Below are 11406 nucleotides of genomic sequence, written 5' to 3' on the forward strand. Positions count from 1 at the left end.
GGCCTATCAATGTTTGGATTGTTTCGAACGCGAGTCGCCGACAATCTCCTCGGCGAGGATTTTGAGACGCGCGAAAAGCGGCGGCATCGCCGTCACAAGGTGCGGCTTGCCGCCTCGCTCCATCCGATCGACGTTTATCAGGACGTGGTCATCAACGATGCTTCGCGCAGCGGGTTGATGGGCGAATCCGACATCGAAGTCGAAGTCGGCCAGACGCTCTTCGTCAGCCTGGACGAATTGACCTTTGTCTCGGGTACGGTTCGCTGGACGAAGGGACGGCAGTTCGGCCTCGATCTGGATGATCCGCTCAATCTTCCGGGCCTTGCGCCCGAAACGGACCATGGCAGTGAGATCGGGCACAAGCCGCGCGCGGATCGCGTCAAGCTCGATCTGCCGGCGCGCGTACATTTCGAGCAGTCGACGCGTCCGGTCACGATCCGCGATCTTTCCCGGCACGGCATGGCGATGGAAGCGGGCGAAGGGTTGCTCAAGGGTCAGCAGGTGCTGGTCCGCATCCGCGACCGGCCGCTGATCCCCGGCCGGATCCAGTGGAACGGCGGCGGTCGCATCGGCATTTCGAGCAATGCTGAGGTCCCGCTCCTGCAGCTTCTCTATTCGGACGATTGAGAAACGCGCGATCGGCTTCGTCTGAAGTCAGCAAATATGCTGCCCCCGCCTGGCGCGGGGGCAGCGATCCGGCTGGACGGACCAATCACCGGATCGCCGCGCTTTGGCTTTAGGCGCGGGGCAACCGATCAGGATCATACCCGGGAGACGTTGGCTTGCCGGGCGTCGCCGCGGCGATCAAAGCGACCAGCTCGATGATGTTGCCGATGCCCAGCTTGCGCAAAGCGTTGGCGCGGTGCATTTCGACCGTCCTGACGCTGAGGTCTAGGACAAGCGCCGTCTCCTTGTTGGACAGGCCGGTGGCAAGAGCACGCGTAACCTCATGTTCGCGCTGCGTCAGCGTCGCGAAACGTGCAAGGGCCGCCTCGCGTTCGCGCTCCTCCGCCACCGTATCCTCCAGCGCGACGGACGCGATGCCGAGCGCGTCGATGAGCGCATCGAGTTCGAAGGGTTTAGACAGGAATTCGACCGCGCCAAGCCGCATCGCCTTCACGGCAATGGGCACCTCGCCTCGACCGGTCATCACGATGACCGGCCAGCTGCTTCCCAGCCGCCGCAGCTGGCTCATGAATTCCAGCCCGTCTATCTCCGGCATGTAGATATCGACGAGGATCGGGGCAGGCTTCAGACTATCGAACGCATCGAGGAAATCGCCGCCAGATCGGAATGGCCAGGCATTTATTCCCAACGATGCGAATAACTCATGGAGCGATGTCCGCACGTCGGCGCTGTCGTCGATGATATAGATGTCCTTGGCGTTCCAGAATGCGTCCTTCGTTTCAATCCGCATCAAAGCAATCCCAGCCCCGCTACACCTACCCCACATAGGAACGTGACGTTCGCGAACTTCGTTCCAAAATAAAATATGGTTAACTAGCAGTAATCCGCTATTTTTTGCCGTGCGAGACAGGCTATGACGACTGAGATGACCGCTCCGACTTACCGCACGTTGCGCCCTTGGAGCATCGGACTGGCGATCGTTGCAACGGCGGTCGTACTGATCACGCTGATCTGGATCGACGCTGCTCATCATGTGATCGGCGCATCGGCCGCATCCGTCGCGACGCTCCTGAGCGTGATATTTGCTTTCCGCGGGCTCGATGAGCGGGCGCACCGCATTCTGGAGGTCGCCGATCGGGAAAGACGTCTGCTGGCCGCGCAGATGATCGGGGAGATGGGTGAGTGGAGCTACGATGCTGCCCGCGATCTGGTGCGTTTGTCGCCGATGCTGAGTTGGCTCTATGGCCTTCGAGGCAGGTTGGAAATGACATTGGAAGAAGCACGGCATCACATCTCGCCCGAAGATCGCGAGCTGGGTAATGACGCGTTTCACACCGTCCTGAAGACGGGTGAGTCCCGCCAATATAACAGAGTGGCCACGCTCGCCGACGGTACGCAGCGTGTCCGCCGCGTGATCGTCTATCCGACGCGCGATGCCGAGGGCACGATCATCGGTTTTCACGGCTTCGATCAGGACGTCACCGTCGCGAAGCGGCTCGAAATCCTCGAGTCCAGGATCGCGGACCTCGCGCGGCTGGACGCGATGCATCTGATGGCCGCGACGCTCGCCCACGAGATCAACCAGCCGCTCACGGCGGCCGGCAACTATCTCGCCGCCAGCAGGATGAAGCTCCTGCGCGCCGGCGCCGATTCCGATCCCGAAATCGAAAAGTTGATCCGTTCGGGCGAAGCGCAGGTTCGCAACGCGGGGGAAATCATCCGGCGCGTCCAGCAAATGGTATTAAAGCAGGACGAACGCTCCCCAGTCGTCATCACCGATGCGTGGGACAAGGCGGCGCAGCTGATCGAAACAGCATCATCGGCAAGGACCATCCGCTTCGAATCGGATATCGGCTCGGGCGCCGACATCGTGTGCGCGGATGCGGTGCAGGTCGCGCAGGTTTTCACCAACCTGATGCGGAATGCGGTCGATGCCGTGAGCGAGGGCGATGTCGTGATCGGCCTGAAGACGCGTGTCGACCAAGCGGGCGATATCCACCTTTCGGTTCGCGACAATGGCAGCGGCATCGCGGTATCCGATCGCGAATTTTTCGCGCTGCTGGCGCCCGTTAAAAAATCGGGCCTCGGGCTCGGTCTCGTCATCACCCGGACGATTGTGGAGTCGCATCGCGGCAAGATCTGGATCGAGTCGACGGGGCCGGAAGGGAGCGTCATCACCTTCCGGTTGCCCGCACAGGCAGCGTGAACGCGTGATGCCCGCGGTCGAATTCGTCAGAATGTGGGCCGTACCATTCGGCCTCCGGCTCTAACCCGCCTTCCGGCGGCGGATCGACTTCGCTCCGTTGCGTGACGCTGCAGCGGCATGGGCAGCGTCGAGCACCCGCCAAAATTCTTCGGGCTGGCCGATGAAGGATTTGTCGATGCAGTCGCTCGCGCCGTAGCGGAAAGCCTCGGTCGTCGCCGGCGAGCCTTCGTAGGTAGCGCCCGAGATCACGACGACCGGCACCGCGAGCCGGGCGACCTCGCCGATCAGCTCGAGGCTGCCGCCCTCCGGCAGGTTGAGATCCAGCGTGACGAGATCGGGGCGGCTAGCCCGGATCATCGTGAGCGCTTCCTTCGCCGAGGATGTGTGCCCGACCACGCTCCATCCGCGGCGTTCGATCAATACGGTGAGGATCCGGACCACCAGTCCGGAATCCTCGACGATGACAACGCGCAAACAACCAGCTCCTGATACTGCTATCAGGGCCGATGCGGATCGGATGCTTACCGGAAAATGGATTTCGGTCGCCGGGCCCGGCAGTTCGACCAAAGTCGGGATTGCTGGTGGAATTAGGCGCCGGTCAGCGCGGCGACGAGCGCCTTGACCTTCTTCTGGCGCCACTGCGGGACCGGGGCGATCAGCCAGTAGCTCTTGCTGCCGGGAGCGCGCGCTTGCTCGATCACGCGGCCGGTGGCGATATCGGCTTCGGCGAGCAAGCCCGGCACGGTCGCCTGGCCGAAGCCGGCGGCGGCAGCGTCGATCGCGAGGCCGGCATCCGCGACGGTGAGCAACAGATCCTGCTCGGACGCAGGCGCGCCGGGCCATCCGATGCGGTGGCCGGCGCCTTCCGCGGTGGCGACGGTCACATAATCGGTATCGCCGATCGCGACGCCTTCATGCTCGCCCTTGTCGGCGGCGAGGCAGATGGCGAGATCGAGATTGGCTTCGGTGAAATCGAGGCCTTCATCGGCGGCGACCAGCTTGAAGCGCAGTTCGGGATCGGTCTGGCCGTAAGCGGCGAGGCGCGCCGCAAGCCATTTGGCGGTGAAGTCGCGGGGGGCCGCGATCGTCAGCGTCTTCGAGGTCTGGCCCGATTGCATCGCGCGGACCGCTTCCTCGAATTCGAGGAAGCCGCGGCGCAGCGCTTCGAGCCCCGCGCCGCCCTCCGGGGTCAGCTCCAGCCCCTTGGCGGTGCGGCGGAACAGGACGACGCCGAGCGTCTCCTCCAGCGCACGGATCTGCTGGCCGACCGCCGCGGGCGTCACCGCCAGTTCGTCGGCGGCGCGGGTGAAGGACAGATGGCGCGCGGCCGCATCGAGCACGCGCAGCGCGTTGAGGGGAAGGTGCGTGCGCTTCATGCCCGCGTCACTCGGCGACGGCGGAACCGACCAGCGCGAAGCGCGGGATGCGCGCTTCGAACGACTCGCCGTCCGCGCCCATCATCCGATACGTGCCTTCCATCGATCCGGTCGGCGTATCGAGCGGGCAGCCCGAGACATAATCATAGCTTTCACCCGGCGCGAGCACGGGCTGCGCGCCGATCACCCCTTCGCCCTCGACGCGGTGACGCGCGCCGTGGCCATCGGTGATGATCCAGCGGCGGCTGAGCAACTGCACGGGCTGCTCGCCGACATTCTCGATGCGGATATGATAGGACCAGAACCAGCGGCCGCGCTCGGGCTGCGACTGATCGGCGAGGAAGCTGACCGAGACGCGGACGATCACGCTTTGCGTCTCGGCGACATAAGGGAAGAGCAGGTCGGTGAGGATGCTCACAGCCCGACCGCCTCCAGCGCGCGATCGAGATCCTCGATCACGTCCTCGGGATCCTCGAGACCGATGTTGAGGCGCAGCATGCCTTCGCCGACGCCCATCGCCTCGCGCACTTCGGCGGAGAGGCCAGCGTGCGTGGTGGAGGCAGGGTGCGTCATCAGCGAGCGCGAGTCGCCGATATTGTTCGAGATATCGACGAGGCTCAGCGCGTCGAGCAGGCCGTGCGCCTGCGTGCGGCCGCCATCTAGGTTCATCGCCAGGATCGTGCCGCCCGCCTCCATCTGGCTCATCGCCAGATTGTGCTGCGGGTGGCTCGGCAGGCCCGGATACAGGCATTCTGGCACGCGCTTGTCGAGGAAGGTCGCGACCTTCAGCGCATTCTCGCTCTGCCGACGGATGCGCAGGTCGAGCGTCTCCAGACCTTTCAGCACCACCCAGGCGTTGAAGGGCGAGAGCGTCGGTCCCGTATTGCGGATGAAGCCGAGCAGGGTCTTCTCGATGAACTCCTCGGTGCCGCAGACCGCGCCGGCGAGCACGCGCCCCTGCCCGTCCATCATCTTCGTCGCCGAATAAGCGACGATGTCCGCGCCGTAATCGAGCGGGCGCTGGAGCAGAGGCGTGGCGAAGGCATTGTCGACGATCGAGGTGATGCCGCGCTCGCGCGCAAGTCCGCACACCGCCGCCAGATCGACGATGTCGAGCGTCGGATTCGCGGGGGTCTCGAAGAAGAAGACCTTCGTGTTCGGGCGGATCGCGTCGCGCCACTGATCATTGTCGCGCGCATCGACGATCGTCGTCTCGATGCCGAAGCGGGGCATCAGCGTGTCGGTCAGCCAGCGGCACGAGCCGAAGGCGGCGCGCCCGGCGACGACGTGGTCGCCCTGGCTCAGCTGGCAGAGCAGGGCGGCCGTCATCGCCGCCATGCCCGTCGCCATCGCGCGGCAGGCTTCGGCGCCCTCGATCAACGCGATGCGCTGTTCCAGCATCTCGACGGTCGGGTTCTGCAGCCGGGAATAGGTCATTCCCTGCTGCTCGCCGGCGAAGCGCGCCGCGGCATCGGCCGCCTTGTCGTAGGTGTAGCCCGAGGTCAGGAAGAGCGCCTCGCTCGTCTCGCCCCATTCCGAACGCGCGGTGCCGCCGCGCACCGCCTGCGTCGCGGGGCGCCAGCCATTGGTGATCGCGCGGTCCTGGCCGGTCTTCCTTTTCATGGAGATGCCTTTGCAGGGGCCGCGCCCCCGGCGTCAATGGTTGCGCGTTGACTCGCCCCTGGGCTTGCGTCGAAACCGCGCGCCGAGCCCCGAACCGATTCCAGGAGAGTCGCCGATGACCGCCATTCAGGATGTGCCGCTGAAAACCATCGCCGGCGAGCAGACGAGCCTCGCCGATTATGCGGGCCAGGTGCTGCTCGTCGTCAACGTCGCCTCGAAGTGCGGGCTGACGCCGCAATATGAAGGCCTCGAGAAACTCTACGAGAAATATAAGGACGAAGGCTTCGCGGTGCTCGGTTTCCCGGCCAATGATTTTGCAGGCCAGGAGCCGGGCAGCGACGAAGAGATCGCGACCTTCTGCACCACCAATTTCGGCGCGAGCTTCCCGATGTTCTCGAAGATCGGGATCGTCGGTCCGGACAAGCATCCGCTGTATCGCGAGCTGACGACGGCGCTGCCCGCCGCGCAGAATGAGGGCGCGATGCGGACCAAGCTGGCCGGCTACGGCATGACCCCCAACCCTGCGCCCGAAGTTTTGTGGAATTTCGAGAAATTCCTGATCGGCCGCGACGGCGAGCCCGTCGCGCGTTTCGCCCCGGACACAGCGCCCGACGATGATGCGCTGGTGAGCGCGATCGAGAAGGAATTGTTTGCCAGCGAGTGAGAATGCGTCCCCTCCCTGAAAGGGAGGGGATTGAGGGGTGGGTTGCTCTCTATGGCAGCGTTACTCTCTGTTCCGAGCGACCCACCCCCGGCCCCTCCCTTTCAGGGAGGGGAGATCTCTGGAATCACCGCAGTCGAATAAGGCGCGAGATCGTGCCAGCCGAGCTGCAAATAAAGCGCGCGGCCGGGTGCAGTAGCGGTGAGGATCTCGCGCGAAGCCGGATCGCGGCGGCAGCCCGCCAGCGCCGCCATCAGCGCGCGGCCGAGGCCGCGGCGCTCGTGTGCAGGTTCGGTGCGGATCCGATCGTAGATGAACACGCCGTCATGCTCGATCGCATGGCCGCTCGCGGCCAGCGCGCCGGCCGCGTCGGTGATCCGGGCGGACCACACCGGGCCGGCCTGGTCGATGCCGAGCGTATAGCCGGCGGGCATTGGCGATGGACCCGTCCCTGCCCCATCCCGGCCCATGACCCACGAATTGGAGCTGATCACCCAATGCGACGGCAGCAGCGCCAGTAGCTCCGCCGCCGGCCGGCACAGCTTCAGCGGAACGAACGGTTCGACGATCGTGCGGCCGAGCTCCCGCAACCCCTCGCAAGGCTTGGCGAAAACGTATCGCCGCCGCTCATCAGGCAGGCCGGTATCAACGCGCACCCCGCCCGCCTCGAATACCGGCGCGGGCAGGTCGCGCGAGAGCGAGCGGGCGGCGAGCCACGCCGCCATCAGCGGCAGATCGACGCCCCGCCCCTCCATCACGATCCGGCCATCAAAGCGCGGCGAGCACCGCGTCGCCCAGCTGCGCGGTCGTGTGCGTGCCGCCGAGATCGGGCGAACGCACGCCGCCGGCGAGCGCCTTCGCAACCGCCGCCTCGATCCGGTCGGCCTCGGCCGGAAGTCCCAGCGAATAACGCAGCATCATCGCCGCCGAGAGGATCGTCGCGAGCGGATTGGCCTTGCCCTGGCCCGCAATGTCGGGCGCGGAACCGTGGATCGGCTCGTACAGGCCCTTGTTGTTGGCATCGAGCGTCGCCGAAGGCAGCATGCCGATCGATCCCGCGCACATGCTCGCCTGATCGGAGAGGATGTCGCCGAACAGGTTGCCGGTGACGATCACGTCGAACTGGCCGGGATTGCGCACGAGCTGCATCGCGGCATTGTCGACATACATGTGGCTGAGCTGGACGTCGGGATAATCGGCCGACACCTCGATCACGACATCACGCCACAGCTGCGAGGTCTCCAGCACATTGGCCTTGTCGACCGAGCAGAGCTTGCCGCGACGCGCACGCGCGGTCTCGAAACCGACGCGGGCGATGCGCGACACCTCGTCCTCGTCATAGCACATGATGTCATAGCCTTCGCGCCGGCCGGCGGCGTTGGTGCGGATGCCCTTCTCGCCGAAATAGACGTCGCCATTCGTCTCGCGGACGATGACGAGATCGATCGCCGACGCGACTTCGGGACGCAGCGCCGAGGCATCGGCCAGCTCGGGGAAGAGCTTGGCGGGGCGGAGATTGGCGAAGAGGCTGAGGCCAGCGCGCAGGCCGAGGATCGCCTGCTCGGGGCGCAGCCGCCGCTCCAGCGCGTCGCAATCGGGATCGCCGACCGCGCCGAACAGGAGCGCATCGGCGCGGCGGGCGATCTCCATCGTCGCCTCGGGCAGCGGATGGCCGACCGCCTTGTAGGCCGCGCCGCCGACGAGCCCTTCCTCGTAGGTCAGGCGATCGCCGACGACGACATCCAGCACGCGGCGCGCCTGCGCGATCACTTCGGGGCCGATCCCGTCGCCGGGCAGGAGCGCAATCAACATGGCATGTCCTTGGGTGATGAAGAGTCGCGCGCCTTTGGCACGGGAGCGAGGGGCTGGACAATCGTGCGCGCGACGCGCGCCCGCGTCAGGGCTTCAGCGTGGCCGCATAAGCGGAGAGCGCGATCATCTCGCGATCGGTCAGCCTGGCCGCGATGAGCCGCATCGGCGCGGCTTCAGCATTTGCGCGTGCGCCGGTCTGGAAGGCAATCAGCTGGCGCGCCATCGTCGTCGGCGATCGCCCGGCGAGCGGCGGGGCGATGCCGCCACGCAGGCCCGGACCGTGGCAGACCGTGCAGGGCTGCGCTGCCGCCCCGCCGCTCTTCGCCAGCGCCGCACCCTCGGCGACCGCGCCGCGCGGCACATAAGCGGTGAAGGTCATGCGCGGATCGCGCAGCTCGAAATCATCGGGGTTCGCGGGCGCTTCGATGATGCGCTGGCCGAGCGGCTCGGGCGGCGCGGCGGGATCGATCGCGTAGACGAAGGCGAACGGCTTGGGATGCGGGATCGTCTCGGCCTCGACGACGCGAACGCGCGACACGAACGGCTGGCGGCTGAAATAGAGCGCCGCGCTTCGCACCGCCTCGGGCGGCGCTGCCTGCGCGGTCTTCGCCATCAGAAGGGCAGCGCGGTGATCCGCCTTGGCCGCCCGCCGCGTGCCGTCCGCGAACGCCTTCACCTGCTGTTCGATATAGGCTGCAGGCAGGCCTGCGAGCGCGCTATTCTCGGGCCGGCCGTGGCCTGTCGGCAGATGGCAGAAGCCGCAGGCGAGCGCTCCGCCCGTGCCGTGCGCGACGCTTTCAGGCATCGGCGCATGATCGGCGGGCTGCCAGTCGACCGCGTGCATCAGATCGCGCGTCTGCGCCTCGGTGAAATGGAGCAATGAGCCGGGGATCGAGCGCCGCACGACCGTATCGGGATTGTCCGGGGGCACGCTCGGCGGGAAGGCCCAGTCCCAGGCAGGCGAGTAGGAGGACGCCGCCGCCACTTCTGCCAGCATCGCGACCAGCAGGAGAGCCACCACAGACACTGCCCGCATGCTTCGCCCCCCGGCCTGAAGGCCAAGCGTAGCGGGTTTTCCGAGCATTTTCGAGCAAATGCTCGGATCGCCGGCCACGCCCGTACCCGGGCGCCCGCCCGGGCACGGTGCGCGCGGTCAGCCGGCCGACGAACCCTTCGCCGGCTCGGCCTTGCCCGGGGGCGTATCCAGCATCGGCCACTTGATGCCCAGCTGCTGGAGGTACGTCCCGTATTTGGCGGGGTTGTAATAATATTGCTTCAGCTGCGGAGCGTAGCGCGCCATGATATCGGTGTTGAGCTCGATCGGCGGCTTGTCGTCCGCGGCCAGCATCGGCACGTATTTCTGCGTCTTGGTCTGCACGTCGGTGAAGTAGCTCTTCGCCGCGGTGCGCAGCTCGGGCTTGGTCAGCAGATCGAGCGTCGTCATCGCGATGACCTTCGCGCCGGCGACGACGCCCTTGTGCGCGATCGGCGTCGCCATCGCGATCGCGTTCGCCCAATTGTGCCCCGGCAGGTTGGGAATATTGGCGGGATAGGAGACGACGATCGTCGGCACGTTCCATGAGACGTCGCCGATATCGTCGGATGGGCCGCTCTGTGGATTGGCGGGCGGCGGCCGCAGATCGCCGAGCTCGGTATCGAGCCCGTCCTGCGGCGCGTTGATGTTCTTCTGGACGAGCTTGGCGAAGGCCTGTTCCTCGTCCGTCCACTTCGGCAGGCCGACCGCCTTGATGTTCGCCTCGGCATCCTCGGCGATCGGGCGGTTGAAGTGGCCCGGCGCCGCCGAGCCGAGCAGGCGGTGCGAGACGGTCGTGAAGGACATCATCGCCGCGCCCTGCGCGATCGTATTGCCCGTCTCGTACAGATTCTTGATCTGATCGAAGGTCTGCTCGCGGAAATAATACCAGACCGAGGCGAGCGGGGGCACGACATTGGGCTGATCGCCGCCGTCCGAGATCACATAATGCGAGCGCTGCTCGGGGCGAAGATGCTCGCGCTTGAAGTTCCAGCCGACGTCCATCAGCTCGACGCCGTCGAGCGCCGAGCGACCCTTCCACGGCGCCACGGCGGAATGTGCGGCCTCGCCCTTGAACGTATATTCGACCGAGACGAGTCCGGTGCCGCCCGAAAAGCCCCAGCGCGTGCCGAGATTGCTGCCGACATGCGTGAAGAGAACCGCATCGGCATCCTTGAACACGCCCGCGCGAACCAGGAAGGCCTTGCCGGCGAGCAATTCCTCGGCGACGCCCGGCCACAGCATCAAGGTGCCCGGGATCTTCTCCTTGATCATGATGTCCTTCACCGCAAGCGCGGCGACGATGTTCACGGCCTGGCCGGAGTTGTGGCCCTCGCCATGGCCGGGCGCGCCGGCGACGAGCGGATCGCGATAGGGGACGCCCGGCTTCTGCGAGGCCTTGGGGATGCAATCGAGATCGGAGCCGAGCGCAATTTCGGGGCCGCCCGTGCCGTTCGTCCATTTGGCGACCCAGGCGGTGGGCATGCCGGCGACGCCGCGCTCGATCGTGAAGCCGTTCTTCTCGAGCAAGGCGGTCAGATATTTGGAGGTCTCGACCTCGTGCATGCCGAGTTCGGAGAAACTGAACACGCTGTCGGTGATGACCTGCGCGAGCTTGGCACGCGCATCGACCCCGGCGACGGCGCGCGTCTTGAGCGCGGCGGTGTCGACCGCCTGCGCGTGCGCGGCGGTGCCGGCCAGAGCGGCGATGCCGAGCAACAGACCATTACGGATTTTCGTCGCGCGCGTCATTCGTCACCCCCGATTCTGGTAATCGGCGACGTGTGTGCGCAGTTTTTCGGGGCTCCACAAGCCACGGCGCGCAGGATGCCGGATCGCGGCTTCGGCATTCATGCCGACGCCGGAATCCGACTGCGCTTCCCCTCCCTGGAAGGGAAGGATTGAGGGGAGGGTGGGTCCGAACGGGAGTGCGCTATTGGACAGCAACCCACCCCCAACCCCTCCCTTCCAGGGAGGGGAGTCAGGTCACCGCTTCGGCGGCGCGCCGCGCGCGGGACGCCCGCCGGGGCCGGCCGGGCGCGCGCCATCGGGCCTCGGCCCCCGCGGC

The 11406-nt window shown here is 66.2% G+C and carries 12 protein-coding genes; 3 read left to right on the forward strand and 9 right to left on the reverse strand.

Annotation, left to right across the window (positions count from 1 at the left end; translation table 11 throughout):
• Positions 1-18: 18 nt before the first annotated feature.
• Positions 19-627, forward strand: a complete 609-nt coding sequence (locus Q4F19_RS03615) for a PilZ domain-containing protein (RefSeq protein ID WP_303539881.1) — start codon at positions 19-21, stop codon at positions 625-627.
• Positions 628-736: 109 nt separating this feature from the next.
• On the opposite strand, the gene Q4F19_RS03620 is transcribed toward Q4F19_RS03615, so the two are convergent.
• Positions 737-1660 (reverse strand): response regulator transcription factor, encoded by a 924-nt coding sequence (locus Q4F19_RS03620; protein WP_303539883.1) that lies wholly within the window; start codon positions 1658-1660, stop codon positions 737-739.
• Positions 1661-1702: 42 nt separating this feature from the next.
• Between Q4F19_RS03620 and Q4F19_RS03625 the strand changes: the two genes are divergently transcribed.
• Positions 1703-2833 carry a sensor histidine kinase gene (locus Q4F19_RS03625; protein WP_303539885.1) on the forward strand — a complete coding sequence of 377 codons (1131 nt, stop codon included), beginning with the start codon at positions 1703-1705 and terminating at the stop codon, positions 2831-2833.
• 60 nt (positions 2834-2893) lie between these two features.
• Here the strand turns inward: Q4F19_RS03625 and Q4F19_RS03630 are convergent, their stop codons facing one another.
• The 4 genes from Q4F19_RS03630 to metZ form a co-directional block, all read right to left on the reverse strand.
• Positions 2894-3307, reverse strand: coding sequence for a response regulator (locus tag Q4F19_RS03630; protein ID WP_303539887.1), 414 nt, complete (start codon positions 3305-3307; stop codon positions 2894-2896).
• A 113-nt stretch (positions 3308-3420) separates the two neighbouring features.
• Positions 3421-4209, reverse strand: coding sequence for a LysR family transcriptional regulator (locus Q4F19_RS03635; RefSeq protein WP_303539889.1), 789 nt, complete (start codon positions 4207-4209; stop codon positions 3421-3423).
• 7 nt (positions 4210-4216) lie between these two features.
• Positions 4217-4627 carry a Co2+/Mg2+ efflux protein ApaG gene (gene apaG, locus Q4F19_RS03640; RefSeq protein ID WP_431312355.1) on the reverse strand — a complete coding sequence of 137 codons (411 nt, stop codon included), beginning with the start codon at positions 4625-4627 and terminating at the stop codon, positions 4217-4219.
• Positions 4624-5832 (reverse strand): O-succinylhomoserine sulfhydrylase, encoded by a 1209-nt coding sequence (gene metZ / locus Q4F19_RS03645; RefSeq protein WP_303539892.1) that lies wholly within the window; start codon positions 5830-5832, stop codon positions 4624-4626. Before metZ ends, apaG begins: the two co-directional genes overlap by 4 nt.
• Positions 5833-5947: 115 nt before the next feature.
• On the opposite strand from metZ, the gene Q4F19_RS03650 reads away from it, so the two are divergent.
• Positions 5948-6496, forward strand: a complete 549-nt coding sequence (locus Q4F19_RS03650) for a glutathione peroxidase (protein WP_303539894.1) — start codon at positions 5948-5950, stop codon at positions 6494-6496.
• Positions 6497-6597: 101 nt separating this feature from the next.
• Here the strand turns inward: Q4F19_RS03650 and Q4F19_RS03655 are convergent, their stop codons facing one another.
• The 4 genes from Q4F19_RS03655 to Q4F19_RS03670 form a co-directional block, all read right to left on the reverse strand.
• Positions 6598-7218 carry a GNAT family N-acetyltransferase gene (locus Q4F19_RS03655; RefSeq protein WP_303539896.1) on the reverse strand — a complete coding sequence of 207 codons (621 nt, stop codon included), beginning with the start codon at positions 7216-7218 and terminating at the stop codon, positions 6598-6600.
• Between the two features lie 43 nt (positions 7219-7261).
• Complete coding sequence (gene leuB / locus Q4F19_RS03660; RefSeq protein WP_303539898.1) at positions 7262-8305, reverse strand: 3-isopropylmalate dehydrogenase; 1044 nt, start codon at positions 8303-8305, stop codon at positions 7262-7264.
• Positions 8306-8390: 85 nt separating this feature from the next.
• Positions 8391-9341: a c-type cytochrome gene (locus Q4F19_RS03665; RefSeq protein ID WP_303539899.1), complete on the reverse strand. Its 951-nt coding sequence runs from the start codon at positions 9339-9341 to the stop codon at positions 8391-8393.
• 117 nt (positions 9342-9458) lie between these two features.
• Positions 9459-11090, reverse strand: a complete 1632-nt coding sequence (locus Q4F19_RS03670; protein ID WP_303539902.1) for a peptidase dimerization domain-containing protein — start codon at positions 11088-11090, stop codon at positions 9459-9461.
• Positions 11091-11406 lie beyond the last annotated feature (316 nt).

The organism is Sphingomonas natans (assembly GCF_030546695.1).
Classification (GTDB): domain Bacteria; phylum Pseudomonadota; class Alphaproteobacteria; order Sphingomonadales; family Sphingomonadaceae; genus Sphingomonas_I; species Sphingomonas_I natans.

Excerpts from the sequence above, each read along its gene's own strand:
- Q4F19_RS03655 (WP_303539896.1), bottom strand. The coding sequence starts at position 7,218 with ATGGCGGCGTGGCTCGCCGCCCGCTCGCTCTCGCGCGACCTGCCCGCG.
- leuB (WP_303539898.1), bottom strand. The coding sequence starts at position 8,305 with ATGTTGATTGCGCTCCTGCCCGGCGACGGGATCGGCCCCGAAGTGATC.
- Q4F19_RS03620 (WP_303539883.1), bottom strand. The coding sequence starts at position 1,660 with ATGATGAGCAGCGTCGATCCAGATCAGCGTGATCAGTACGACCGCCGT.
- metZ (WP_303539892.1), bottom strand. The coding sequence starts at position 5,832 with ATGAAAAGGAAGACCGGCCAGGACCGCGCGATCACCAATGGCTGGCGC.
- Q4F19_RS03670 (WP_303539902.1), bottom strand. The coding sequence starts at position 11,090 with ATGACGCGCGCGACGAAAATCCGTAATGGTCTGTTGCTCGGCATCGCC.
- Q4F19_RS03665 (WP_303539899.1), bottom strand. The coding sequence starts at position 9,341 with ATGCGGGCAGTGTCTGTGGTGGCTCTCCTGCTGGTCGCGATGCTGGCA.
- Q4F19_RS03635 (WP_303539889.1), bottom strand. The coding sequence starts at position 4,209 with ATGAAGCGCACGCACCTTCCCCTCAACGCGCTGCGCGTGCTCGATGCG.
- Q4F19_RS03650 (WP_303539894.1), top strand. The coding sequence starts at position 5,948 with ATGACCGCCATTCAGGATGTGCCGCTGAAAACCATCGCCGGCGAGCAG.